Genomic DNA, 25,733 nt, shown 5'->3' with positions numbered 1-25,733 from the left:
GCGCACCGGCGGGCTCTAGGCCGACTTCTCCGCGCGCACGGCCTTGCGGGGAACTATCGTCGGTGCAGCGTTCTCGAGCACGGCGGCCTTGGTCACGATCACGCGCGCAACGTTGTCTTCGGATGGCACGTCGAACATGATCGGCCCGAGCACTTCCTCCATGATCGCGCGAAGACCTCGAGCACCGGTCTGGCGCAACACCGCCAGGTCGGCGATGGCTTCGAGCGCATCCGGTTCGAAGTCGAGCTCGACACCGTCGATCTCGAACATGCGCTGGTACTGGCGGATGAGCGCGTTCTTCGGCCGGATCAGAATGTCCATGAGCGCGGCCTGGTCGAGCTGAGTGACGGTGGCGACGACGGGAAGCCGACCGATGAACTCAGGGATCAGGCCGAACTTGTGAAGGTCTTCCGGCAGTACCTCGCCGAAGAGGTTCACGTCATCACCTTTGGTGTGCAGGGGGGCGCCGAAGCCGATGCCCTTCTTGCCCGCACGCTGCGAGATGATCTCTTCGAGGCCGGCGAATGCACCGGCGACGATGAACAGCACGTTGGTGGTGTCGACCTGGATGAATTCCTGGTGAGGATGCTTGCGGCCACCCTGCGGCGGAACCGAAGCGACGGTGCCTTCGAGGATCTTCAGCAGTGCCTGCTGCACACCCTCGCCCGAGACATCCCTGGTGATGGAGGGATTCTCGGCCTTGCGGGCGATCTTGTCGATCTCGTCGATGTAGATAATGCCGGTCTCGGCCCGCTTGACGTCATAATCGGCGGCCTGGATAAGTTTGAGGAGTATGTTCTCGACGTCCTCACCGACATAGCCGGCCTCGGTGAGAGCCGTGGCGTCCGCGACCGCGAACGGCACATTCAGTCGCTTGGCGAGAGTCTGGGCAAGGTACGTTTTGCCGCAACCGGTCGGGCCGATGAGCAGGATGTTTGACTTCGCGATCTCGATATCGTCGATGATGTCTGCAGAAGCGATCGTGTTTCGAGCGCGGATGCGCTTGTAGTGGTTGTAGACGGCGACGGACAGCGCACGCTTGGCTGCCTCCTGGCCGATGACGTACTCCCCGAGGAACGCGTAGATCTCGCGAGGCTTGGGAAGATCGAACTCACTCGAGACCTCTTCGCCCGCTTCGGCAAGTCGCTCCTCGATGATCTCGTTGCACAATTCGACGCATTCGTCGCAGATGTACACGCCGGGACCGGCAATGAGCTGCTGGACCTGCTTCTGGCTTTTGCCGCAGAATGAGCATTTGAGAAGGTCTGCGCTTTCCCCGATACGGGCCATGCGAAAGTTCCTCTCCTCACACACTGCACCCGAAAAACGGGGCACCCGAAAGACGGGCCTTTTACTGAGCCTAACCGGTTCCGGCGACACTCTCGGGCATGAGCTGGCCAATGAGACGGCGCGCCGCCGCCACCCGGGAGATATGGCACGATTGTCTACAAGAGGTAGAAATCGGAGCACCAGTGGGTTCGAGATGGGCGCGGGTGGCGCGGGGCATGACCGCCGCCGGGTTTGCGACCTTCGTCGCAGCGCTCTCGCACACCCTCGGTGGTAGCGCAGCTCCCAGCGCGCTGGCCATCATCACCACGTTCGTGATCTCGGCCGCAACCTGCACGCTCTTCGCCGGGCGAACCCTGTCGACATGGCGGCTGGCCGCATCCATCGCCCTCAGCCAGGCGCTGTTCCACGGAGTTTTCAGCGCGCTCGGGATGCCCGTGGCCGCAGCCCACGCACACACCGGGCTCGTCACACTGCCCACGGCGCCCGCGCTGGCACCCCTCCACGCCGGCACGGCCATGTGGATTGCGCACGCCGTGGCCGCGCTGGTCACCATCGTCGTGTTCCTCCATGCCGAGCGTACGTTCTGGGGTATCTCAGACACCGCGCGACTGTTCTTCACGAGGCTGCTCGCCGCCATCGTTCCGGTCGCACCAGCACTACGGCCCCCGAGGATCCCCGCGGCACGCCGGCACGTGGCTCGCGACCTCTCCGTTCTGCTGTCGACGATGCGGCACCGTGGACCGCCGGAGCTGGCAGCCGTCTAGGCAGTCACCCCACAACATCCACCTTTGCCATCGCTGGCTCATGGCCGCGAGAATCGTCACAAAAATCACTCATGAATAGCAGAACCATGACCACCATCGCCATCACCGCCGGTCGCGCCGGGCTCGCCCAGCTCGTCCGTGCCTCCACGATGCCTCCCCCGGCAGCGAAATAATGATGTCGTCACGCGCCTTGATCGCGTCACGCGCCAGGATGTCTTCGGGCATCCGAGCAGCAGGGGCACTGGCCGTCGCCGCCGCCCTGGTGCTGGCGGTCGCCACCCCGGCATCCGCCCACGACTACCTTGTGTCATCGAACCCTGAAGAAAACAGCACCATCACCGAGGTTCCCGAGAGCTTCTCGGTGACGACCGACGAGGCGCTGCTGGACCTGTCGAAAGACGGCTCGGGATTCGCGATCGAGGTCACCGATGCCGATGGCCTCTTTTATGGCGACGGCTGCGTCTCGATCGTCGACTCCACAGTGTCTGTCGGCTCTTCGCTCGGCGATGCCGGTGACTATCGGATGCTCTGGCAGCTGGTTTCCGCCGATGGCCACACAGTCTCGGGCGAGGTGGACTTCGCGTGGGCACCGTCTACCGACGCGGTGACGTCACCCGGCTCGGCCACCGCGCCGGACTGCGGAGGCCAGGCCGTCGCAGCGCCACCGGAGTCGTCCACGGCCCCGGTCGTCCGCGGCGACGCGAACCTCGGTGATGTGCTGTGGATCGGCGGCGCCATCGCGGTGGTGCTGGTCGCCGGCGCCGTCGCACTGTTCGTCGCAACCAGACGCCGCAAAGCCTGAGCCAGAAAGCCCGAGCCGTAGGGCCTGAGCCGTCGAAATAAAGAAGGGCCGTCGAAATAAAGAAGGGCCGTCCCCGATCGGGGACGGCCCTTCTTCTGTGATGCTGGGGCTGCTTAGCCTGCGGTCAGCACCGGCAGGTTCTTGCGGCTCGTGAGCACCTGGTCGATGAGACCGTACTCCATCGCCTCGGCCGCACTGAGGATCTTGTCGCGGTCGATGTCTTTGTTGATCTGCTCCGGTGAGCGGTTCGAGTGGAACGCGAGGGTCTCCTCGAGCCAGCCGCGCATCCGCAGGATCTCGCGTGCCTGGATCTCGATGTCAGACGCCTGGCTCGCGCCCTCTGACCCACCGCTGGGCTGGTGGATGAGGATGCGCGCGTTCGGCAGCGCGAGTCGCTTCCCCTTAGTGCCACCCGCGGTGATCACCGCGGCCGCCGAAGCGGCCTGGCCGAGCACTACGGTCTGGATGTGCGGACGGATGTACTGCATCGTGTCGTAGATCGCGGTCATCGCGGTGAATGATCCACCGGGTGAATTGATGTACATCACGATGTCGCGATCGGGATCCTGGCTCTCGAGAACGAGGAGCTGAGCCATGACGTCGTCAGCCGAAGCGTCGTCGATCTGCACACCAAGAAAGATGATGCGGTCTTCGAAAAGCTTCGCGTACGGGTCCTGGCGCTTGTAGCCGTAGGCCGTGCGCTCTTCGAACGTCGGCAGGATGTAGCGGTCGTTGGGCGTGGGCCTGGCCATGCCCGAACCCGGGAGGTTGAAATTATCCATGATCAGTCCTTTTCGCCTGTAGCTGTCTCGTTGGAGACGGCCTCGTCTGTTCCGCCGCCGCCCACGACGTCTGATGCGAACTCGCGAAGATGATCCACGAATCCATACTCGAGTGCCTGCTGCGCCGTGAACCAATTGTCGCGGTCGTTGTCGATGAGCACCTGCTCGATCGACTTGCCGGTCTGCTCGGCGGTGAGCTCGGCCATCCTTTTCTTCATATCGAGGATGACACCAGCCTGCGTCTGGATGTCGGCAGAGGTGCCGCCGAAACCACCGGACGGCTGGTGCAGGAGCACTCGCGCATTGGGGGTGATGTACCGCTTGCCCTTGGTGCCTGATGAAAGCAGGAACTGCCCCATCGACGCCGCGAGGCCGATACCCACGGTCACGATGTCGTTCGGGACGAACTTCATCGTGTCGTAAATGGCCATACCAGCGGTGATCGAGCCGCCGGGTGAGTTGATGTACAGGAAGATGTCTCGCTTCGGGTCCTCAGCTGCAAGCAGCAGGATCTTCGCGCAAATCTCGTTGGCGTTCTCGTCACGCACCTCTGAGCCAAGCCAGATGATGCGGTCCTTGAGGAGTTGGTCGAAGATGCTTGAGACCAATGCCGGTTGGGCCATTGTGTGCGCTCCGTCTGTTTCTAATCGGTGTTGCGTTATCGCTTGATTCGAATCTACTGGAGCGCATCAGCCCAGATGGCGGTGTTCGCCGTGGGCAGATAGCGGAGAGTCGCGCGCCCCCTCCTCCACGCTTCGTAAATTCAGGAACCCCCGGATCACGAGGTCATCTGCCATCGTCATTTCGGCGGATCCGTATCGGAGATCCTGAATTTCCATAAGTTTCTCGTGAACGACGAAGGGCCCGCCACCGAGGTGACGGGCCCTTCGTGTGAAAAGCTACTTGTGGTCGTGACCGAAGTGCTCGTGGCCAGCCTTGCGACCGTGCGGATCCTTCTGGTCATGACCGTGGTCGTCGCTCGACCCAGCCAGGTCGGCGGCGGTGATCTCATCCGATTCATCGTTCTCGTCGCCGAGAGCCGAAGCGGTGAACGGCGACACGTCGATCTCCTTGCCCTTCGAATCGACGACCTTCGCCTTGCCGAGCACGACGGCGAGGGCCTTGGCGCGAGCAACCTCGGCGATCATCCCGGGAATCTGGCCGTTCTGCTGAAGAACCTGGATGAATTCGCTCGGCTCCATGCCGTATTGCTGGGCACCCTGCACGAGGTAGTTGGTGAGCTCGTTCTGGCTGACCTTGACACCCTCGGCCTCGACGATCGAGTCGAGCAGGATTTGCGTCCGGAACGTCTTCTCGCTCGACTCGGTGACCTCGGCACGGTGCTCGGCGTCTTCGAGGCGCTTCTCGTTCTCGAGATGACGGTTCACCTCGTCTTCGACCAGCTTCGGCGGAACGGGGATCTCGACAGACTTGAGCAGCTCGTCGACGATCTGGTCGCGAGCCTGTGCACCCTGGCCGAAGACCTTCGACTTGGCGACCTGCTCCTTGATGTCCGCCTTCAATTCCTTGATGGTGTCGAACTGGCTGGCGATCTGGGCAAAGTCATCGTCGGCTTCGGGAAGCTCGCGCTCCTTGACGGCCAGCAGCGAGACGGTGATCAGGGCGGCCTCACCCTCGTGGTCTCCACCGAGCAGCGTGGACTCGAACGTGGTGGTCTCGTCGGCGCTGAGGCTGTCGAGCGCCTCGTCGATGCCCTCGATGAGCTCGCCTGATCCGACCTCGTACGAAATGCTCGTGGCCGAGTCGACCTCGTTGTCGCCGATCTTCGCGACGAGGTCCAGCTGGGCGAAGTCGCCCTTCTTGGCCGGGCGGTCGACGGTGACGAGTGTGCCGAAGCGGCTACGCAGGGCATCCAGTTCGTCCTTGACGTCATCGGCTGAGACCTTGGCCTCGTCGACGGTCAGCGTCAGTCCCTCGAGAGACGGGAGGTCGAACTCGGGGCGTACGTCGACCTCGATGACGATCTCCAGGTCGCCGCTGAAGTCTTTAACCTCTGGCCACGCTGTGACGTCGGCCTCGGGGCGACCGAGAACGCGAATCTTCTCGTCGGTCACGGCCTGACGGAAGAACTTGTCCAGGCTCTCGGTGACGGCATGATTCAGGATCTCTTCGCGACCGACGCGTTGGTCGAGTAGCTGCTTCGGGATCTTGCCCTTGCGGAAACCCGGGATGTTGACCTGTGAGCCGATGTGCTCGTAGGCATGCGCGATACTCGGCTCGAGCTCGTCGGGGGTCACTGCGATGTTCAGCTTGACGCGGGTGGCGGTGAGCTTCTCAACCGTGGTCTTCACGTTGTGGTTCTCCTGTAGATCGTTGGGGGGAAGTGCTGTCGGGGCGACAGGATTCGAACCTGCGGCCTCTCGGTCCCAAACCGAGCGCTCTACCAAGCTGAGCTACGCCCCGGACGTCGGCTGCCCTCGAGTCGTCCTGAAACGAAATTGGCCTCGCCAAGTCTAGCGCGCTGAGCACAGCGCAACTGTCTGTGTCTTCTGCGGGCACGAGTGCGCGCCGCAGCCCATTCCGTCGGGTACACTCATCTACGGTTCTCCGGTTGCCTTGCTGCCGGAATCCGGGGATGTAGCTTAATGGTAAAGCCTCAGTTTTCCAAACTGATGACCGGAGTTCGATTCTCCGTATCCCCTCCGAATGTGCTGACCCGATCGACATGTATTCGCTTGATCGGCGCGGGCCGGTTGGACGGAAAGGCGGTCGGACCTTCCCGTCGATACGCGAACCGTCAGCGGATCGCGGCGACCACGGCCATCCGCGCGGCGTCACCCTCGGGCATCGGCAGGATCGGGTAGTTGTGCAGCATCCCCTGGCCTTCGTGGTAGTCGACCTCGAGTCCGGCCTCGGCGGCGAGCGGCAGGAACCGGATCGCATCGGCGTGCACGATGTCGCGGGTTCCGCTAAACATGGTGATCGGCCCGAGGCCCGTCAGGTCGCCGTGAATCGGACTCACACGCCAGTCGCCCTCGCCGAGCTCGTCGCGGTACAACCCACCTGCGGCGTGGGTTCCTGCCACCGCGAGCCACGGGTCGCTCGGTGCGATGACGGCCAGCATCGGATCGGTTCCACTGATGTCGAGCCAGGGCGCGACCAGTACGAGCCTGTGCAGCGGCGGCAGTTCGCGATCGCGCAGCTCCATGGCCACCGCGAGCGACATCCCTCCCCCGGAAGAGTCGCCGATGATGCTGAGGTTCTCGGCACCGACCTCAGCGATGACCGAAGCTGCGAGGTCGGCGACGGCCGGAACGATCACGCTCGCTGTCCCGGTGGGCGCGAGGGGCATGATCGGCACGATGACGGTGATGCCCGCCTCGACCGCGAGGTTAGCCACGAAGTTCCAATGCACCGGGTCGATCTCGTACACGTAACATCCACCGTGCAGGAAGATCGCCCTGGTGGTGGGTCGGCCGCCCTTCGGTGAGACGTGGTACACGGGCCAGCCGTTGACGTCGCGACGGGTGATATCGACCTTTGACGCGAGCCGGGCGGGGGGCGTGGAGGATTTCGGATGACGTTGCAGCCTCGCCACATCGTCGAGGGTGCGTTGGGCTGTGCTGAATCCGCGCTTCGATCCCCTCAGGGTGATGACGAGAGGCGCGAGCCTGCTCAACAGACTCGGCACGGTGTTCAGCCGTCTATGCGCTTCAGAACATGGATCGGGATGAACACCCCGAGGCTGCTCAGCAGGATGCCGCCGAGGAAGACGAGGAATTCAGCCCCCTCCACATAGAACGCTGAACCCATGACGTACAGGCCCAGGACGAAGAGGCCCAGCGAGATGATGAAAGCGACGATGTTCACAGCTCTATGATAGCTGCGACCTCTCGACCCACCCGTACGCCGTGGCTGGCGTTCCCCAGTCAGGGAGCGTGTGAACTTTATTCGCGTTGTCACCAGTAACCTGAGCCGCGATGAGTACCTACCTCCCATACGTCGGCTTCGTACAGTTTCCGCGCAACCCCCGGGATCTCTCCGACCAGGTCTGCCCGGCCTGCCTCGTCGACCGAGTCCATCCGGTCTGCTCCACCTGCGGGCTCGACCTGCAGGGGCCCCTCGTCGCCCATCTGGATTCGTCGTCGACGGATGCCGCAGCAGCCCTCGATCGTCGACTCGAACTCATCGGGCAGATCCGGTTCGACTTCGCGGCCGCCGAAGCGCAGCAGCTGGCAGCCGTCTCGGCACCGGTGATGGCCGCCATGGCACCACAGACCATCGCTGTCGCGCAAGCACCTGTCGCGCAACCTCGTGTTGCTGCCGCAGCCCCCACCGTGTCCGCAACGGCGCCGCCTGCCGCTACGCCCCCGCTTGCCGCTACGCCCCCGCTTCCCGCCACACCACGCCGTCACGTCGGCGTGCAGATAATCCTGCTGGTCACCGGGGTGTCGCTGCTGTCGATCGGCGCGATTTTCTTCCTCGTCTACGCGTTCATCAACTTCGGGCTCGTGTGGCGCACCGTCATCATCCTCGCCGTCACGGCGGTGACGATCGTCGGTGCTTCGATCCAGCGTCGGCGGCGCCTGCGCGTCACAGCTGAGGGGATCGCCGCCCTCGCAGTCGTGTTCCTCTATCTCGACGTCTACGCGGTGCGGGCCAACAACTTCTTCGGTGCGAGCGCCGCGAGTGATCCTGCTTATTGGGGAATCGCGCTGCTGGTGTCAGCGGTCGGCTTCGCTGCCTGGCACCGACTCTCCGGGCTGCGGCTACCGAGTGTCGTGGCTTCTATCGTGCTTGCGCCGGGCGCCGCCCTCACGCTCGGCAGCGCGCTGGATGCGGCAGACGATTCCATCGTCCTGTTCTCGGCCTTCATCGCGCTGGCCGTCGCGGGACTGGCTCATCCGCTGTTCAGGCACCGCGTCGAGAAGACGATCGTGGCAGCGTTCGGCGTGCTGGGTCTCGGTCTTGCGGCCGTCACCAGCCCGTTCCTCAACGACAACTTCCTCGCGGGCTGGGAGGCTGCTCCCGCAGTCGGGCTGGGAATCGTCTCGATTGCGGCTGTGGCCCAGATCTTGCTGGTGGTTCGGCGCGGTAACCCGCTGGTTCCCGCACGCATCGCTGCCGTGATCGGCGCGGCGTCCCTCGCGAGCGCCGCCTTCTTCGTCGCAGCCCGCGTCGTCGACGCAGGGTTTACCGCATTCTGGCCCGTCGTCGCTGCTGCGATCGTGGCACTCGGGCTGGAATCGCTGGCACGCAGGCCGATGGGTGAACTCGCGTCGCAGTTCGCCAGGATCGCCGCGCGGACCGCCGCCGTGATCGGCATCCTGATCCTGCTGATTCCCCTCACGTACGCGGTGATCCCCAGCGCGGCTGCCGCGACCGCCGGCGCGCCGCGGTGGACCACTACCGGTGGTTCCCGTCTCCTCCTCAATCCGGAGAATGCCGCCGCGATTCTCGCCCTGCTGGTGATCGTCATACTGGTGGGAGCGGCGTGGGCGATCGCCGGAACACTCGAGAAACGCCTCCCGATCGTGGTCGCCGCCGGAGTCGCGACGCTGCTGGTCGCTGTTCCGCTTGTCGCAGTGCTCTGGGCAGCAGTTGTCGCGTGGGTGCTCGTTGCCGCGGCAGCGCTCGTGGCGCTCCGTATCTCCCACACGCACGGCTGGAGCGCGGGCATCCGGATCACCCTCGTAGCTGGCGCGCTCGTGTCGTCGACTCTCGCTTACCTCTCGTCGTGGGCCAGCATCGACACCTGGTGGTACGGCTCGGTGGGCGTCATCGTGATCCTGGTCGCCGCTCGCCTGGCCACGAGGAAGGTCGCCATCCGGGCTGCGACTCTCGGTGCCGCGGCTGTGCTCTCCTTCGTCGCCGCCGCAGCCGAGGGGTTCTACCTCAACGAGCGGTTCGCCAACGCCGCGAACACCTCGCTGGAATCCAGCCTCTTCGTCGGCATTCTCGCCGTGCTGCTCCTGGCCGCCTCAACCATGCTCTCCAGCCGACTATCGGCCCTCGAGACGCGGGTGCTGTTCTGGCTGTCACTCGTCGGGGCCGTCGCGGTCGGAGCGATCCTGTGGATCACCTCGTCGAGCAGGGATCAGCTCACGGGCCTCGTGCTCCCCTATGGTCCGACCACTCTCGTGCTGGCGCTCGGCCTCATCGTTGTGTTGGCGCTATGGGTGGCGCGTGCCCCTGCGGCGACCCTCACGATCGAGCGGATCGCGGTATCCGTGCTGATGGCGCCGGCCGCCGCGTGGGCGCTCGACTCGCTGGCGAGGGCGACATTGCTGCCCTCCTTCGCCGTGATGAGTGCCCCGATTGCGGCGGCGCTGGTCGTTGGTGTCATAGCGCTGGCCCTGGAGCTGCGAGGAAAAGGCCTGCGGGCCCCGCTGGACATCGGCGTCGTCATCGTCACTGTTCCCAGCATCTTCCTCGCTGCCCGGACGGATGCCACGTGGCTCGTGCTCGTGATAGCTGCGGTGACCGCGCTCATGCTCGCCATCTCGCGAGACGGGCTCTTCTCGTCAGTGCATCCTCGAAAGTACATCGGCTGGCTGGCACTGCTGCTCGCCATTGGCGGTCTGTGGCGGGGACTCGGTGACGCAGGTGTCGAGCCCATCGAACCCTTCGCACTTCCCCTCGCCGGAGCGCTCATGATCATCGCGCTGCTCGACTGGCGCGGCGCCTCTCGCAGGAAGGTGACAGGCGTCGCAGCCCCGAACATCTTTGTCGCCGCGATGCTGGTCGCGATCCTGCCGATCGCCGTCGTAGCCACAACCGGACCGACCACCCGCACCGTTATCATCACAGCCTCCTGTGCTGCGCTGCTGCTCATCACCAGCCTCATAACGCGACCGGCGGCGCTTCGTCCCTACCTCGACGGGGCTGCCGTTGCGAGCACGGCAGGGCTGCTGGTTGCGGGATTCGGGCGACCACTCGTCATCGCGATGGTGCCCCTGCGCGAAGACCTCCAGGTGGATGCCTGGGCGGCAGTAACCTTCGCCGTGCTCGTCGCGGCGGTGGTCATCCAGGCCAGGATTGCCGATGCCGAGACTCGCAGGCGCCGCATCGAAGCCATCGAGGTGCTGCTGGTCATGGCGATGATCGGCATCGTCGTCATCGAGATCTCGGTCATGCAGGCCACTGCCCTCGGAGCCACTCGGGCCGGAACCCTGCTCGTGCTCCTTTCTGGCCTGTCTGTCGGCTCGCAACTCGTCGACCGCGCACCTTTCACCCGCATCGCAGGCTGGATCGCCTTCGCGGGTGTTGTCGTGGTTGCCGCCACCGCCACCGTCATCGGTGCGATCGATCCATTCGAGTGGGCGACCGGCATCCTCGCTGCGACGTTGCTGGTGGTGGGAGCGGTGCGGCTCCGTCGCGAAACCCAGCTGCGCAGTTGGCCCTGGCTGGGCCCTGGCATCCTCGTCCTGCTGCTGCCCTCCCTGTTCGCGACCTTCACCGACGCACCGATCTGGCGGCTTGTCGGGCTCGGGGCTGCCTGCGTGATTCTGATCATCGTCGGAGCCATCGCGAAACTGCAAGCGCCGCTGGTGCTTGGCTCTGTCGTGGTGCTGATCCACGCGATCAGCACCTTCGCGCCGCAGATTGTCGCCGTTTACCAGCTCACCGAGTGGTGGGTCTGGGCCGTAGTCGGCGGCGCGATCATCCTGTTCGTCGCCATCACACTGGAGAAGCGCATGCGCGACCTCACGTCGATGGGCGGGCGCATCTCGGCACTTCGCTAGCGGGTCTGCGCCAGCGACCCCGGTTCAACGCTCCTGATTCGGCGCTCCTGATTCAGCGCTGCAGCCAGGCGAGCACGGCGAGAACACGTCGGTGGTCTGAGCCTGAATCGTCGAGTCCCAGCTTCTGAAAGATGGATGTCACATTCTTCTCGACCGCACCGGTGCCGATCACGAGCGCAGCACCCACCGCGGCGTTCGTTCGCCCCTCAGCCATGAGTGCCAGCACCTCGTGCTCGCGAGGAGTCAGCGTGGCCAGCGGGTCCACACGGCGACCGAGCAATTGCGCGACCACCTCCGGATCGAGCACGGTGCCGCCTGCCGCGATGCGCTGCACGGCATCCTTCAACTCGTCGAGCGACGCCACCCTGTCTTTCAGCAGGTAGCCGATGCCACCTTTCCCTGACGACAGCAACTCCTGCGCGTAGGCGACCTCGACGTACTGCGACAGCAACAGGATGCCGAGACCCGGCCGCAGGCCGCGCGCGGCGATCGCGGCGCGCACACCCTCGTCACGAAACGTGGGCGGCATCCTGACATCGAGAATGGCGACATCGGGGTCGAGGGTCTCGAGTTCTGTCAGCAGGTCGATCGCGTTTCCGTATGAGCCGACGACAGTGAACCCGGCCTCGTCGAGTACCCGCACAAGACCTTCGCGCAGCAGCACAGAGTCGTCAGCAACCACCACACGCAATGCCGTCATGCCCCAAGGATGGCATGGCTCACGGGACCGATGCGGGCGATGCCACGGGGATATTGGCCGTCACCACAGTCGGTCCACCGGCAGGGCTGCTCAGTTCGAGAGTGCCCCCGAGCCCTCGCATTCGCCCCTGGAGCCCGGCGATCCCGTGGCCCGCAATGGAGAACGCGCCACCGATCCCGTTGTCTGTCACCGTCACGCTTAGGGCCAGATCGCTTCCCACACCGGCGACGAGCGAGACCACCATCTCGACTTCTGTCGCCCCGGAGTGCTTGGCCGCATTGGTCAGGGCCTCACTGGCAACGAAATAGGCGTTGCGCTCGATCTCCTCAGCGAACTCGGCGCCGGGCGGAAGCTCGTCCACGACCCGGGTTGGCACGGTGCTGCGAACCGCCGCAGATTCGAGAGCGGCGACCAGTCCGCGGTCGAGCAGGATAGGCGGCGCGAAACCCCGCGATAGCGCTCGCAGTTCCTCGAGGGCATCCTTCGACTGCTGCATGGCTTCAGCGATCAGGATCCGCGCCTGGTCGGGATCGGTCGCGAGCTGGCGGTCGGCGGCCGCGAGATCCATCTGCAATCGCACGAGTCTCTGTTGTGGGCCGTCGTGGATGTCGCGCTCGAGCCGGCGAAGCGAGTGGCCCTCGGCAGAATGGGCGGCTCCACGCGACGCCGCAAGCGTGACAACCTCGCGCTGCAGCGCATCAGATTTCCACGCGCCGAGGATGCCACGGGCGATGAGCCAGTGCAGCGACGTAAGCCCACGGGTGACGATCGGGAGTGTCGCCAGGAACAGGACCCCGACCAGCATCCCCAGGATCCGGTCGGCGATCTGGTGGTCGATGGCGGCGTTTGGCAGAAGCCATTGGGAGGGGCGCCAGTCGCCAACACCGACGGGTGCGATCATGTCCCAGAACCAGAAGGTCAGCCCACCGACAGTGATCGATAACCAGGCGATCGTGATCGTCCAGGTCACGGTCTTGACAACGAAGTCGACGACCATGGTGTGCAGCAGGTAGAGCCAATAGTGGCCGTTGCCGAGCACCGCACGAAGCCAGCCGAAGAAGCCGGTCGCGGCGCGCGCATCCTGCCACTCGGGTCGAGGGATAGCGGGGCGACCGGTCCACTCGATGAGAATCACGTCGAGAGTTCCGAATCCGCGCGCCACGTAGAGGGCACCGATGATCAGGATGACCCCGATGAAGAAGGTCACGAGCGTGCCGATCCCGGTGAAGAACAGAGTGATCACGATCCCGAAACCGGTGAGCGCAATCGGGAAGCCGATCAGGAGGTACACGAGCTCGGCCGGCAGGCGTCGCCAGAGTCGGCCGTAGCCGTTTCCCCTGGGCGTCGTGGAGCCACTCATGGGGCCTGCTGCCTTGGGGTCTGCTGCCATGGGGTCACCGGCCAAGTCTGTCGCAATCACGAGTCAAGCCTCCCGAATTGGCCCGCTCTGCTGCCAGCGGGCAGCCACACCGAATCGACGTGGGGTTAGCCCCCCGTGACTCTGCTGCACGTTGACTTAGCGTTGCCTCAGCTTGCTTGCGGAATATCCCCGCATCGCTAGCGTTGTCTCCAGACAGATAGAGAAGGAGTCTCCCATGACTGAAGTTCAGGCAATTTCCCAGGCATCAGCTGACCCGGACGTCACCTCCGGCGTCGCTCAGTTTCTCGGCCCGGTCGTCACCGACCTCACGGCGCTGTCCGTCGACGGCAAGCAGGCGCACTGGCACGTACGCGGCGAAAACTTCCAGGCGGTCCACCTGCTCCTGGATGACATCGTCGACCGCGTCCGCGAATACACAGACACCGCCGCAGAACGCGTTGTCGCTCTCGGGCTGCCGATCGACGCCCGTATCCAGAGCGTCGGCGCCCGCGCCACCAATCCAGCCCTCACGGCAGGCTTCCAGCAGTCTGACGTCGTCATCGCCGAGGTCATCGCGTCGATCGACGCAACCCTCATCACCGTGCGCACCGCGGTCACGGAGCTCGCTGAGCTCGACCCGGTGAGCCAGGATGTCGCGATCGAGATCGCGCGCGGGCTCGAGAAGGACCGCTGGTTCCTCTTCGCCCACCTCGCCACGAAGTAGTTCTCGCAAGAGGCGGACCGACTCCACCGGAGTCGGTCCGCCTCTTGCGTTGCGCCTATCGCTTCAGCCGCGAGAGTTATAGGACGCTGTGCGTGACTCGGCCACCCAGCAGCGTGGCCAGTACGACAACATCCCTCAGTTGCGTTGCCGCAAGAGCATCAGGGTCGTTGTCGGTCACGATGAGATCCGCAGGCTCACCGACTGCAACCGTCGTGCGTGTGCTGGCTGCGAGTGCCTCGCGCATCGTGATCGCCTGCTCAGGATGCCACGGTGCCAGCCCATCGCGCGTGCGCCCGACCGCCGCGGCGATCGTTACCCAGGGGTCGAGCGGTGACACCGGAGCGTCGGATCCCAGGGCGAGTTGCGCGCCGGCGTCGAGCAGCGCACGCAACGGGAAAGCGCGGCCAGTGCGACCGGCCCAGAACTTCTCAGCGACGTCACGATCATCCATCGCATGATCGGGCTGCACGCTCGCGGTGACCCCCAGTTCGGCAAAACGCCGAATGTCCGTCGTGGACACCAGTTGGGCATGCTCGATCCGCCCACCACCATCGAGCTCTTCGAACGCGTCGAGGGCGAGTGATGTGGCGTGGTCCCCGATCGCGTGCACCGACGACTCGATGCCGGCCTGCCGGGCCGCTCGCATTCGCGGCAGCAGCTCGGCGGGCTGCACGGTGAGCATCCCGTGCGCGTGCTGCTCACCCTCCATCCCGGGGTACTCGTCATAGCAAAACGCGGTGCGGGTGTTCAGCGATCCATCGGTGATCACCTTGAACCGTCCGACCGTGAGCAGCGGCAGAATGACGTCGCCGGTGCGCAGCCCGAGCTCGATGGCCCGCTCGAGGTGCTCGCTGTAGATACCGAACTCGACGCGCAGGCTGTCGAAGCCGTTGCCCATCCTCCGCTGCCATGACTCGAGATTCCAGGCCATCTCGAGGTCGACCACCCCGACGACTCCGCGAGCGGCGGCGGCGTGGCCAGCATCCACCAGCCACGAATCGAGCACATCGACGGGAACCGCGTTCAGCTGCTGGGTGATCTCGAACGCCGGATCTTCCACCAGCAGTCCGCTCGGGTGGCCGCGATGACCGTACAGGTCGAGCGCAGCGGAGTTCAGCCACACCGCGTGCAGGTCGGCACTGATGAGCACGACCGGGATTCCGCCGCTGGCGGTATCGAGCACCTCCAGGGTTGGCGCATCCGGCCAGAGCCCATCACGGAATCCCGAAGCGACGAAAGCCTGCCCCGGTTCGATGGCAACCCCCGCAGCGAGCGCCTCACCCACGAGTTCGGCGGCCTGTCGCGCCGAGGTGACGAACGACAGGTCGAGCCTCTTCGCAATGAGCGCCCACTGGCTCGCGTGCACGTGATTGTCCCACAGCCCGGGAGAAACCCAGCGTCCTCCGGCGTCGAGTTCGTCGGCACTCTCCGGAGGGGTGCCCGGCGGAACAGACCCTGCCGCGACGATCGAGACGATCCGTCCGTCGTCGATCTGCAGGTCTACGACTGTGCCGTCACCGCGGGAGATCCGGGCGTTACGAAGCAGCATCGTCGGTCGCGTCGTAGTCGGTCGCGTCGTCTTCGGAGGGCTCGAGCACCGCGGCAGCCCGCACACGCAGCATCTCTGCAGCCAATGCTGCAGAACTGTACGGACCGTCACCAGCAAGGGCCTCGACGATGCGATCGAATACCTCTGGGGACTTGTTCTGGCTGAGCTTCAGCCGAGCATCGAAGCGCGTGACCCGCAGTCTGAGCCCGACGGTACCCCGGGCGATGCGGCGGGCGGCGCGCTCGTCGACGTCGAGGGAGACCGGTTGCGGCATCCGCTGCTCAAAATGGTGGACGAGATCGTGCAGCACTGCGAAATTCTCCTCATCGCCCAGCAATTCGGGGGTGCCGTAAAGGTGAGCCGTCAGGTGGTTCCAGGTCGGGATGAGGTCGCTGTTGGCGTACCAGCCCGGGGAGATGTATCCGTGCGGACCCTGCACGATGAGAAGCATCTCGTGCTGGCCCAGTTCGTGGAGTTGCTCGTCGGGTCGACCGACGTGGCTCACGATGCTGATGCCCTCGGCCGTTTCTTCCAGCACGACAGGATAGTGGGATGCCACGATTCCCGCCGAGGTGGTCGACACCATCGTCACCCACGGGTTCTCCCGGATGAGCCGCTTGACCTCCTCCGGATCTGTGAGGAGGTACGTCGGGGTCATCCGCATGGCTGCTCCTTCTCGCTCACCGTTGATCCTGCGGACACCAATAGAGTTTGCGCGCGCCCATCACTTCCATGACGATCGGGAAGTCACACACCCGGCACCGTAGACCCTCGCGGTGGTAGACCCAATAGCGATTCGCCCGCCGCGCCATCAACCCCCGTGCGGGATTCGGGCCGAGATTGTCCCGCGTCAACATCTGGCCCGTCTCGACGCCGATCTTCAACAGCTTCGTCCAGTCTTTCCACAGTGCGCGAACGGTCTTCTCGTCCAGGTCGCGACCTCGCGTGTGTGGGTCCAGTCGCGCGCGAAACAGGATTTCGGCGCGATAGACGTTGCCGATTCCTGCGACCACCGATTGGTCCATGAGCAAAAGCCCGATCGGCACGGCTCTTTTCATCACCGCCGCCACAAAGCGGTTTTCGGCTTTACGACCTGCATCCACGATGGGGTCGGGCCCCAGGGTGTCGATCTTGGCCTGCACCTCATCAGCGCGCATGACCTCGCACGCCGTTGGTCCGCGAAGGTCGGCGACGGTGGCATGCGTCAGAAGCCTGACCCGAACGGCCCCCACAGGCTCCGCGGGGAAGATCGCGTTGTCCTCTTCGAGTGTTTCCACCTCGGAGATCCGCAGCCGGGCTCGTCGAGGTGCGCCGATGCTCGACAGCGAATCCTCATGTTCGCCGATCGTTGTGCCCTCGGTCGATGGGGCTGATAGCGCCTCAGCGCTGATGTCACCCGCAAAATCCCACGCGCCATACAGCCCAAGGTGAATGTGCAGCCACAGGTTATTGTCGAACTCGAGGAACATATGTTTGCCGACAGCCATGGCCTGCGTCATCCAGCGTCCGTCGATGAGTGTTGCGCCACCCGCAAAACGACCCTGTGGCGAGGATGCCGCGACCTCCCGCCCCACGAAGAGCTGGCCGAATCGATTCGCGAGCCGATGGACGGAATGCCCTTCGGGCATCAGCGACCAATCCCGTGGCCGACGACGAGGCCGGTCGATTCGTATTCGGCGATCTGGTCGATCCGCCTCGCATGACGCTCGTCACCGGAAAAGGGTTCAGAGATGAAAACGTCGATGAAGTGCTTGGCTTCCTCGACCGTATGCTGCCTCGCGCCGATCGAGATCATGTTGGCATCGTTGTGCTGGCGCGCCAGCAGCGCGGTGCTGTCATTCCAGACGAGAGCCGCACGTGCACCGGCCACCTTGTTCGCCGCGATCTGCTCTCCGTTGCCAGAGCCACCGAAGACCACGCCGAGGCACTCGATGCCGGCGGCCTGGTCTGCGACGACCGCGAGTGCGGCGTTGATGCAGAACGAGGGGTAGTCGTCGAGAGCGTCGTAGCTGGTGGGGCCGTGATCGATCACGTCGTGACCGGCCGCTGACAGGTGCCGCCTCAGGTCATCACTGAACTCGAGGCCAGCGTGGTCGGTGGCGATGTGGATGCGCATCCTGCCAGTTTATGGATCCCGGCGCCGGTTCATGGGACACCCCCGGTCCATGGATCACAGGTACCCGTGCAGGGATCAGTCGATCCAGTCGAGGCTCTGACCATGCCCTCCCGCGAAAGCAACAGGATTACCGTCCATGGCGACAAGGAAGAGCGCAGGATCCGCGGGCTGGCGGGCAAGCCGCTCCTGCACGCCAGGAGTGACAGTCTGGCCTTCGTTCGATATCCAGTGTCCCGGTAATCCGGTAACCAGCCGGACGAAGGCGTCCCGATCCTGTTTCGGAAAGTATGCGAGCACCGCACTGTGGAAGATCACGAGGGTGGCGTCGGGCGGGGCCTCGGCCGCGAGCGCCGCCAACCCCGAGAGAGCGTCCGACCGCACGATGCGCGGCGGCTCCTGCTGCGCGACACGCACTGCCGATCGCAGCCGCCTGCGCCGTTCACCATGTTCCGGCCATATCAGGGCTTCGAGCCACGCCATCTCGACGGGGTCGTCCACCCCGAGGGGATTGAGATCGATACCGGCTCTCCACACGACCTGCGGCATTCGCCGGGGGACGGGGACCTCACCGGAGATCTTCGGAGAGATGACCACCTCACTCGGTCCATCGACTGGATGCAACTCCGTGTCACCGTAGCGATAGCTGTACCGGTCAGGGAACAGGCAGAGTCCGGCGGATGCGCCAACCTCGATGAGAGCGATGGGCTGCTGCAGCGAGGCCAGCAGTGGGAGCAGCACCCCGCAGCGGGCGGCCTCGTTGGTCTGGGTCGAGCGGGCCAGGGCGATGCCCCGAACCGTGGCCCAGTGCTCGAGCATCCACATTCGGAATTCGAGATAGCCGCCCGTTGCCGCGCCAGCAGCCCGTGCGGCGGCGAACACGAGATTCACCTGGCGCTTCGCGGGCGGTAACTGCTCGATCAGGTCGATGATGGTCGGATCAGCGGCCACACCGAAGGCCCACTCTGCATAGATCGCCGATTGGCCCAGTCCGTCGATCTCCGCGAAAGACCGATAGCGCTCGGCCGTCGTCGGCCCGGCATCATCCACAGGTTCCATTCCCTGATTTTGCATCTTCCTCTGGCGGTAAGGCCAGCCTTGGCGCAGAATTGTGGTGGGGATTCCTCGCGAAGGAGAGCACCATGAGAAGCTCACGCACCGCACCACAACTTGTCATGCCGATCCTGTCTGCCGGGCGGCATCGGAACCCCAGGCGAGGCGCCTGCTTCATGGAGTTCGCCTCGTACCTGGCGGGCGAGAACTGGAGCGACCACCCTGCGTGCACGCACCCGGTGCTCGCGGCCGTTGCACGCAACGTCAACGATCTGTCGACTGATGCCACGCGCGCGACCCTCACCCAACACATCCATCGCGTGGTCAATCTGACGAGCAGCGATCCGCTGGTGACTGTAGCGATTGCCGTGCATGCTGCCGCAGCCGCTCTGCCTATCGCCAGCTTCGAACGACAGCGCTCCCTGGCGGTGGGGATGCTCGTCGCCGTGAACTCGGTCAGCTCCGCGGAGTTGGAAGCGGTCGCAGCCGACGCATTCCTGACGGCACCGGGTGAGGAACGGTGGGCGAGGAGATACATGTCGACCGCCCGCTCGAAGGAGTTCACCGATCGAACGGCCACGATGATCGTGCATACCGCGGTGGCCGGCATCGCGCTGGCCTGCGTGCCCGATGCCGACGCGCGGCTGAAATCCCTGTTGGTCGGCACCATCGAACTCGTTGAGCGCATGACCGGCACGCCCGGCGCCCACGCTTCAGAGCAGCGAGACTCCGCGCTCCGCAGCGAGTTCGCTGAGGTCTAGCGCGAGCAGCGCCCCCAATCGCTCACTTCGGTGCGCCTCGTAGTCGGCATCGCGAACTGGCTCATCGACGGTCGCCCGGTCGATGAGCACCGTCGCAATCTCATCCCATGCGCTGGTGCGTGACCGCTCCACGAGCGCTGACAGCACATCGCGGTCTGTGGCCCGCGCTGCAAAGGCGTCAGACATGGCACGGTGCACAGCCTCCCGGCGCTGGCTCTCACGACGGTGATCACCCGAGATGTCCGGATCCTCGAGCCACGGGTCATCCACACTCGTGGGCTCGCGGCGCATGCGCAATCGCTCTGCCGTCTCCCATTCATTGTCGGCGAGGGACTCGAGTTCTCTCGTGGCCATCGAAAAGAGTGACTCCTCGTCAAAATCACGCTTGTCTCGAAGCACATTCACGATCAGATGGTTGCGCAGCGTCATCACCATCAGTGATTCGGCGATCAGCACCCCGTCCTCCACGATCCGCGGGATGGGCGGCGGTTTCAGGGGTGCCGGCGACTTGTAGATGCCGAGATCTACCGAACTCCGCCGACGAAACAACCGCATTGCTCTATTGTCTCGTGAACCAGGCTCGCCACGCCCGGTCGTATCTCGACTATTCGAAGATCGGATCCCGTGTACGTGAGCGCTTCAGCTCGAAGAAGCCGTCGTATGACGACACGGCGACCACGCCATCCCAGAGATCGAGCGCCTGCTGGCCTCGCGGCGCAGGCGAGATCACGGGACCGAAGAAGGCGACACCGTTGACTGCGATCACGGGGGTACCGACATCCTCCCCCACCCGGGAGATCCCATCGAAATGCGATTCGCGCATCCGGGCGTCGAATTCGTCGCTGTCCGAGTAACGCGCGAGGTCCACCGGCAGGCCGATGGCGGCGAGCGCCGCAGGAATCACCGTATCCGGGTCTTCGCTGCCGCCGGGATGGATCAGTTCGCCCAGTGCGTCGTACAGCGGCTTGACCTTATCGGCGCCGTGCAATTCACCCACCGCGGTCACGAGCCGCGTGTACCTGAGTGCTCGGGGGAAGAAGGCGCGGTGATCGTCGCTGACGTCTTTGTCTTCATTGAGGACAGCGAGGCTCATGATGTGCCAGGTGATGTCGAGAGGACGCTGGCGGGCGACTTCATCGACCCAGCGGCTGGTCATCCAGGCCCAGGGGCAGCTCGGGTCGAACCAGAAATCGACGGCGGTTCGTAGTGCATTCTCATCGGTCGCATTGGCGTCAGTCACAATTCCAGACTAGTTCGGCGCATCTGAGTGCCTAAGCTGGTTTGGTGCGGCCACGAGCCGCACCCGAACCACAAGGAGCGCCAGTGCCTGGAGACAATCTCACCCGAATCGAAGCACAGGAGCGCAAAGCTCTCGTATCAGTGTCGAGCTACGAGATCTCGCTCGACCTCACCTCGAGCCCGGAAACCTTCAGCAGCACGACCCGGGTCACCTTCGCGGCGAAAGCTGGCGCATCCACGTTCATCGATGCGATCACGACGACCGTGCACTCGGTGACGCTCAACGGCATCGTGCTCGACCCGACCGCCGTGAGCGATGGCGTGCGCATCCAGCTCGATGACCTGAAGGCCGAGAATGTGCTGGATGTCGTCGCGGATGCCGCGTACACCAACACCGGGGAGGGGCTGCACCGCTTCGTCGACCCCGTCGACCAGGAGGTCTATCTCTACTCGCAGTTCGAGGTACCAGACAGCCGCCGCGTCTTCGCCGTGTTCGAGCAGCCCGACCTCAAGGCCACCTTCCAGTTCACCGTGACGGCCCCGGCCAGCTGGGTGGTCGTCAGCAACTCCCCCACTCCCGAGCCAGTCGCCGAGGGCGACTCCGCGACCTGGGCATTCCCTCCCACGGGAATCCTGTCCAGCTACGTCACCGCTGTCGTTGCAGGGCCATACGTCTCGGTGCATGACGAACTCACCTCGAGCAGTGGCAGGGTCATCCCCCTCGGGATCTTCGCCCGCAAGTCGCTGAGTCAATACCTCGACTCCGACTACATCTTCGAGAAGACGAAGCAGGGCTTCGAGTTCTACGAGAAGCACTTCAACTACCCGTACCCCTTCGAGAAATACGACCAGCTCTTCGTTCCTGAGTTCAACGCCGGCGCCATGGAGAACGCGGGTGCCGTCACCTTCACCGAGACCTACATCTTCCGCTCCAAGGTGACGGATGCCATCAAGGAACGCCGGGTCGTCACGATCCTCCACGAGCTGGCGCACATGTGGTTCGGCGACCTCGTCACGATGAAGTGGTGGAACGACCTGTGGCTCAATGAGAGCTTCGCGGAGTGGGCATCGACCCTCGCGACGGCCGAGGCTACGGAATGGACCGAGGCCTGGACGACGTTCCAGGCGATGGAGAAGAGCTGGGCGTACAAGCAGGACCAGCTGCCATCCACGCATCCGGTCGTCGCGACGATCAACGACCTCGAAGACGTGCAGGTCAACTTCGACGGCATCACCTACGCCAAGGGTGGTTCGGTCATCAAGCAGCTGGTCGCCTGGGTCGGGCTTCAGGAGTTCATGCTGGGCGTGAGCAACTACTTCGCCAAGCACGAGTTCGGCAATACCGAACTCAGCGACCTCATGGTCGAACTCGAGGCCACCAGCGGCCGTGACCTCAGCGAGTGGACGAAACTCTGGCTGGAAACTGCCGGCGTGAACACCCTGCGTCCGCAGATCACGACGACCGACGATGGCACGATCACCTCGTTCGCCGTGCTGCAGGAGGCCGCTGCCGACTACCCGACGATCCGCCCGCACCGGCTCGCGATCGGCTTCTACAACCTCAACGGTGGCAAGCTCACGCGCGACCACCGCATCGAGATCGATGTCGACGGTGAGCGGACGGATGTCGCGGCGCTTGTCGGGCTCGGCCGCCCCGACCTCGTGCTCGTCAACGACGAAGACCTCGCCTACGCGAAGATCCGGCTGGATCACGCGTCGCTCGCGGTCGCGATGGAGCACCTCGCCGACATCAGCGACCCGCTGGCCCGGTCCATCGTGTGGGGAGCAGCGTGGGACGCGGCTCGCGACGCCGAGACCGCCGCGAGCGACTACGTGCACCTCGTGCTGAATAACATCGGCAGCGAGACGGAGTCCACCACGATCCGCACCACGCTGAACCAGGTGGTGAGCGTGGCACGGCTCTATGTGACCCCCTCGACTCGGGTCGCCACCCTGCAGACGGTGGGGGACGCGTTGTGGGCGCTGGCGCTCACGGCCGAATCTGCGTCTGATTCACAGTTCCAGTTCGTGAAGTTCTTCGCGAACGTGGCATCCACTGGTGAGCATGCAACGACGCTGGCCGGGTTGCTCGACGGCTCGCTCACACTCGATGGTCTCGAGATCGACACCGACCTGCGGTGGGAGATCCTCGAGGGCCTCGTGCTCAACGGCGCTGCGGGTGACGCGGCGATCGACGCTGCACTGGCGGAAGACAACACGTCCAACGGGGCACAGGCTGCCGCTCGGGCTCGTGCCACCATTCCCACGGTCGAGGGAAAGCGCGCTGCATTCGATTCCCTCGTGACCAGCGACAGCCTGCCGAACGCCATCGTGCGCATGGCGACGATGGGCTACCAGCACGTCAACGATCCCGCCTCACTCGAATCCCTCGTTGGGCCGTACTTCGCGGCGATCAACGACATCTGGGAGAACCGCTCGTACAAGATCGCCGAATACATCATCATGGGGCTGTATCCCGCTCCGCTGGCCTCCGCCGGCCTGGTGGATGCCACGAAAGCCTGGCTCACGGCCAACCCTGGCATCCCGGCGCTGCGTCGAATGCTCATCGAGAACCTCGCGGGTGTTGAGCGGGCGATCGAGGCGCAGAAGCGAGACGCAGCCGAATAGTCGACCGGTGGCTGTGCCGCTCCAGAGTGGGCACAGCCGCCGTCGCTAAACTTGGATGGCTATGCACCAGACGACTGAACCGCCCGCGACCGCCGCTCCCTGGAACGTTCTCGTTCAAAACCTTCTCGCGTTCGACGCTAGCTGGCACCTCTTCACGGTCCTGTTTGTGATTGTCGGGGCCATCATCCTGCGCTGGGCCTTGTTGTTCGCCATTCGCCGAGTCGTGCGCCGCATCATCAACGGGGCGAAGAGGCGACAGAACTTCGACGACACCCAGGCTCTCCTGATGTCGCCGCTGGCGGCTGTCCGCGTTGTGCAGCGCACCCGCACACTCGGCAGCGTACTCAGCAACCTTGTGACGACCGTCATCGTGATCATGGCCGTCCTCGTGCTGTTCAACAAAATCTTCCCCGGCGCGACGTCGGCCTTCGCCCTGATCACCGCTGCGCTCGGTGCCGGGCTCGGTTTCGGCGCACAGAACATCGTCAAGGATGTGTTGAGCGGGCTGTTCATGGTCGCCGAAGACCAGCTGGGCGTCGGCGACGTCGTAGACCTCGGGCCGGCGACCGGCGTGGTCGAGGGGGTCGGGATCCGCATCACCCAGGTGCGCGACGTCAACGGAACACTGTGGTTCGTGCGCAACGGCGAGATCCTGCGCGTCGGCAACAAGTCGCAGGGTTGGGCCAGGGTCATCATCGACCTTGCCGTGCCATACGAGACCGATGTCGATGCCGTGCAGGATCGGATCCTGCAGACCGCGACGACGATGGCCACCAGCTCGAAGTGGACATCGCGCATCCTGGAAAAGCCCGAGATCTGGGGCATCGAATCCATCTCCGCGGAGGCTGTCGTGCTGCGCATCGTCGTGAAAACCGCATCGGCATCGAAAGACGATGTGGCTCGTGAGTTGCGCGCGAGGCTCAAAACCTCGCTCGACGAGATGGGCGTGCGCCTGCCCTCGCTGAACACGATGGTGCTCTCCGGAGCCGAGAACGCGGCAAGCGTGAACGGAGCGCAGCCGCCGAAAACCAAGCCTGTCGCGGTGCAGGAACAGGTGCAGGAACAGGATGGTGCGGCCCCGACCGCTCGGTTCACACCGAAGACCACAGCATCTCGGTCCACACCGAAGACCACAGCACCCGGAGCGCAACCGTGAGCGACAACGCCCAACCGACTCCGATCCGCTTGCGGGCGAGCTCCGGAGGCGAATCGGTGCAGGGGAATTTCTGGGAGCAGGTCGGCGGACGACCGACCTTCGAGAAGCTCGTGCGCGCGTTCTACGACGGGATCGCCACCGACGAGGTGCTGCTGCCGATGTATCCGGAGCAACCCGACCTCGAAGGGGCAATCCAGCGGCTCACAGGGTTTCTGGAGCAGTACTGGGGTGGTCCGACGGCATACAGTGACGAACGAGGTCATCCGCGACTGCGCATGCGCCACGTTCCCTTCAGAGTGAATCCGGATGCCCGCGATCGCTGGCTCACGCACATGCGGGCCGCGCTCGACACCCTCGAGCTGTCGCCCCTGCACGACGCGACGCTGTGGTCCTACCTCGACCGCGCCGCGCAGTCGATGGTGAACACCTTCGACGAGTAACGCTTCGATGCCCCTGCGCGAGTACCCCATCCGAAAGTGAGCTGAATGATGACCATCCCCGCGACCCCAGCAGGCTGGTATCCGGATCCCGCAGAACCCGCCGCGTCACGGTGGTGGGACGGCTCGCAATGGACCGACCATCGGCAACAGCCGTACGATCCGACAGCCTCTGCAGCGGCCCTCGCTCCCAACAACACGAGGGTTTACACGCCCTGGATCTGGCTGATTGTCTTCCTGCCGTACCTCACGCTCCCCCTGCTGTTCACCGTGGACACCAGCGGGATGTTCACCGGCCTCGCTTCCACCGACCCGAATTCGACGAGCATGGCCCAGCTCGAGATGCTCACCTCCCCCGGGTACCTGGCCCTGGTTCTGACTGGCTTTCTGACGTATGGCCTTTGCGCCCTCTTCGCCTTCCTCGACCGGAAGGCGCTCATCGAACGAGGAGTGCCGCGCCCGTTCCACTGGGCCTGGACGTTCCTGTCGTCTCCGGCCTATGCCATCGGCCGCTCCGTCATCGTGCGCCGCCGCACGGGCCGGGGAATTGCGCCGATGTGGGCCGCTATTGCCATGTACGCAGTGTCATTGGTCGTGTCAGTCGTCTGGATGGGCCTGGTGTTCTCGCAGATTTTCCAGCAACTGTCGACGTTCACGTCATCCTGAGTG

The 25,733-nt window shown here is 64.5% G+C and carries 24 protein-coding genes and 2 tRNA genes; 10 read left to right on the top strand and 16 right to left on the bottom strand.

Features of this window, described 5'->3' with window-relative positions:
- Window positions 1-15: 15 nt before the first annotated feature.
- Complete coding sequence (clpX, locus tag IEW81_RS11115) at window positions 16-1,290, bottom strand: ATP-dependent Clp protease ATP-binding subunit ClpX (protein WP_097061274.1); 1,275 nt, start codon at window positions 1,288-1,290, stop codon at window positions 16-18.
- Between the two features lie 182 nt (window positions 1,291-1,472).
- Here clpX and IEW81_RS11110 point away from each other — a divergent pair, with 182 nt between their 5' ends.
- Window positions 1,473-2,054: a hypothetical protein gene (locus tag IEW81_RS11110; protein ID WP_188732718.1), complete on the top strand. Its 582-nt coding sequence runs from the start codon at window positions 1,473-1,475 to the stop codon at window positions 2,052-2,054.
- A gap of 175 nt (window positions 2,055-2,229) precedes the next feature.
- Window positions 2,230-2,856: a copper resistance CopC family protein gene (locus IEW81_RS11105; protein ID WP_229671369.1), complete on the top strand. Its 627-nt coding sequence runs from the start codon at window positions 2,230-2,232 to the stop codon at window positions 2,854-2,856.
- A 113-nt stretch (window positions 2,857-2,969) separates the two neighbouring features.
- Here the strand turns inward: IEW81_RS11105 and IEW81_RS11100 are convergent, their stop codons facing one another.
- The 4 genes from IEW81_RS11100 to IEW81_RS11085 form a co-directional block, all read right to left on the bottom strand.
- Window positions 2,970-3,638: an ATP-dependent Clp protease proteolytic subunit gene (locus tag IEW81_RS11100; RefSeq protein WP_097061276.1), complete on the bottom strand. Its 669-nt coding sequence runs from the start codon at window positions 3,636-3,638 to the stop codon at window positions 2,970-2,972.
- Between the two features lie 2 nt (window positions 3,639-3,640).
- Entirely contained in the window at window positions 3,641-4,261 is a 621-nt protein-coding gene (locus IEW81_RS11095) for an ATP-dependent Clp protease proteolytic subunit (RefSeq protein ID WP_097061277.1), read from the bottom strand.
- Between the two features lie 276 nt (window positions 4,262-4,537).
- Window positions 4,538-5,950, bottom strand: coding sequence for a trigger factor (gene tig, locus IEW81_RS11090; protein ID WP_097061278.1), 1,413 nt, complete (start codon window positions 5,948-5,950; stop codon window positions 4,538-4,540).
- Window positions 5,951-5,988: 38 nt separating this feature from the next.
- Window positions 5,989-6,062: transfer RNA gene (locus IEW81_RS11085), tRNA-Pro, on the bottom strand.
- A gap of 168 nt (window positions 6,063-6,230) precedes the next feature.
- Here IEW81_RS11085 and IEW81_RS11080 point away from each other — a divergent pair.
- A tRNA-Gly gene (locus tag IEW81_RS11080) sits at window positions 6,231-6,301 on the top strand.
- Between the two features lie 95 nt (window positions 6,302-6,396).
- On the opposite strand, the gene IEW81_RS11075 is transcribed toward IEW81_RS11080, so the two are convergent.
- On the bottom strand, window positions 6,397-7,290 hold the full coding sequence (locus IEW81_RS11075) for an alpha/beta hydrolase (protein ID WP_097061279.1): 894 nt from the start codon (window positions 7,288-7,290) through the stop codon (window positions 6,397-6,399).
- 5 nt (window positions 7,291-7,295) lie between these two features.
- A complete protein-coding gene (locus IEW81_RS11070) occupies window positions 7,296-7,469 on the bottom strand; it encodes a hypothetical protein (RefSeq protein WP_179691880.1) in 174 nt (57 codons plus the stop codon).
- A 110-nt stretch (window positions 7,470-7,579) separates the two neighbouring features.
- On the opposite strand from IEW81_RS11070, the gene IEW81_RS11065 reads away from it, so the two are divergent.
- A complete protein-coding gene (locus IEW81_RS11065) occupies window positions 7,580-11,344 on the top strand; it encodes an SCO7613 C-terminal domain-containing membrane protein (protein ID WP_097061280.1) in 3,765 nt (1,254 codons plus the stop codon).
- A 52-nt stretch (window positions 11,345-11,396) separates the two neighbouring features.
- Here IEW81_RS11065 and IEW81_RS11060 read toward each other — a convergent pair whose 3' ends face one another.
- Both IEW81_RS11060 and IEW81_RS11055 read right to left on the bottom strand, forming a co-directional pair.
- On the bottom strand, window positions 11,397-12,044 hold the full coding sequence (locus IEW81_RS11060) for a response regulator transcription factor (RefSeq protein WP_097061281.1): 648 nt from the start codon (window positions 12,042-12,044) through the stop codon (window positions 11,397-11,399).
- 19 nt (window positions 12,045-12,063) lie between these two features.
- Window positions 12,064-13,464 carry a sensor histidine kinase gene (locus IEW81_RS11055; RefSeq protein ID WP_229671368.1) on the bottom strand — a complete coding sequence of 467 codons (1,401 nt, stop codon included), beginning with the start codon at window positions 13,462-13,464 and terminating at the stop codon, window positions 12,064-12,066.
- Window positions 13,465-13,639: 175 nt separating this feature from the next.
- On the opposite strand from IEW81_RS11055, the gene IEW81_RS11050 reads away from it, so the two are divergent.
- Complete coding sequence (locus IEW81_RS11050) at window positions 13,640-14,128, top strand: Dps family protein (protein ID WP_097061283.1); 489 nt, start codon at window positions 13,640-13,642, stop codon at window positions 14,126-14,128.
- A 76-nt stretch (window positions 14,129-14,204) separates the two neighbouring features.
- Here IEW81_RS11050 and IEW81_RS11045 read toward each other — a convergent pair whose 3' ends face one another.
- From IEW81_RS11045 to IEW81_RS11025, 5 genes are all read right to left on the bottom strand, one after another.
- Complete coding sequence (locus tag IEW81_RS11045; protein WP_097061284.1) at window positions 14,205-15,677, bottom strand: amidohydrolase; 1,473 nt, start codon at window positions 15,675-15,677, stop codon at window positions 14,205-14,207.
- On the bottom strand, window positions 15,664-16,341 hold the full coding sequence (locus tag IEW81_RS11040; RefSeq protein WP_097061285.1) for an FMN-binding negative transcriptional regulator: 678 nt from the start codon (window positions 16,339-16,341) through the stop codon (window positions 15,664-15,666). Before IEW81_RS11040 ends, IEW81_RS11045 begins: the two co-directional genes overlap by 14 nt.
- A gap of 16 nt (window positions 16,342-16,357) precedes the next feature.
- A complete protein-coding gene (locus IEW81_RS11035; protein ID WP_097061286.1) occupies window positions 16,358-17,305 on the bottom strand; it encodes an Fpg/Nei family DNA glycosylase in 948 nt (315 codons plus the stop codon).
- Window positions 17,305-17,793, bottom strand: coding sequence for a ribose-5-phosphate isomerase (locus IEW81_RS11030; RefSeq protein ID WP_097061287.1), 489 nt, complete (start codon window positions 17,791-17,793; stop codon window positions 17,305-17,307). The genes IEW81_RS11035 and IEW81_RS11030 overlap by 1 nt, the downstream gene beginning before the upstream one ends.
- A 75-nt stretch (window positions 17,794-17,868) precedes the next feature.
- Window positions 17,869-18,849 carry a DUF2332 domain-containing protein gene (locus IEW81_RS11025; protein WP_229671367.1) on the bottom strand — a complete coding sequence of 327 codons (981 nt, stop codon included), beginning with the start codon at window positions 18,847-18,849 and terminating at the stop codon, window positions 17,869-17,871.
- Between the two features lie 83 nt (window positions 18,850-18,932).
- Between IEW81_RS11025 and IEW81_RS11020 the strand changes: the two genes are divergently transcribed.
- The gene (locus tag IEW81_RS11020) at window positions 18,933-19,604 is read left to right on the top strand and encodes a hypothetical protein (protein WP_143544708.1); all 672 of its coding nucleotides are present in this window, start codon (window positions 18,933-18,935) and stop codon (window positions 19,602-19,604) included.
- On the opposite strand, the gene IEW81_RS11015 is transcribed toward IEW81_RS11020, so the two are convergent.
- Window positions 19,557-20,159: a hypothetical protein gene (locus tag IEW81_RS11015; RefSeq protein WP_097061290.1), complete on the bottom strand. Its 603-nt coding sequence runs from the start codon at window positions 20,157-20,159 to the stop codon at window positions 19,557-19,559. The two genes, IEW81_RS11020 and IEW81_RS11015, sit on opposite strands and share 48 nt — an antisense overlap.
- Window positions 20,160-20,208: 49 nt before the next feature.
- Window positions 20,209-20,844, bottom strand: a complete 636-nt coding sequence (locus tag IEW81_RS11010; RefSeq protein ID WP_097061291.1) for a mycothiol-dependent nitroreductase Rv2466c family protein — start codon at window positions 20,842-20,844, stop codon at window positions 20,209-20,211.
- Between the two features lie 83 nt (window positions 20,845-20,927).
- Here IEW81_RS11010 and pepN point away from each other — a divergent pair, with 83 nt between their 5' ends.
- The 4 genes from pepN (at window position 20,928) to IEW81_RS10990 (ending at window position 25,730) form a co-directional block, all read left to right on the top strand.
- A complete protein-coding gene (pepN, locus tag IEW81_RS11005; protein ID WP_097061292.1) occupies window positions 20,928-23,471 on the top strand; it encodes an aminopeptidase N in 2,544 nt (847 codons plus the stop codon).
- A 61-nt stretch (window positions 23,472-23,532) separates the two neighbouring features.
- Window positions 23,533-24,627: a mechanosensitive ion channel family protein gene (locus IEW81_RS11000; RefSeq protein WP_097061293.1), complete on the top strand. Its 1,095-nt coding sequence runs from the start codon at window positions 23,533-23,535 to the stop codon at window positions 24,625-24,627.
- A 56-nt stretch (window positions 24,628-24,683) separates the two neighbouring features.
- Entirely contained in the window at window positions 24,684-25,067 is a 384-nt protein-coding gene (locus IEW81_RS10995; protein WP_097061482.1) for a globin, read from the top strand.
- 48 nt (window positions 25,068-25,115) lie between these two features.
- Complete coding sequence (locus tag IEW81_RS10990) at window positions 25,116-25,730, top strand: DUF2510 domain-containing protein (RefSeq protein ID WP_097061294.1); 615 nt, start codon at window positions 25,116-25,118, stop codon at window positions 25,728-25,730.
- Window positions 25,731-25,733 lie beyond the last annotated feature (3 nt).

The sequence above is a fragment of the Salinibacterium xinjiangense genome (genome assembly GCF_014645015.1).
Lineage (GTDB): Bacteria > Actinomycetota > Actinomycetes > Actinomycetales > Microbacteriaceae > Rhodoglobus > Rhodoglobus xinjiangensis.
Note: the sequence above shows the minus strand (reverse complement) of the source record. Positions and strands in the feature narration are given on the sequence as shown.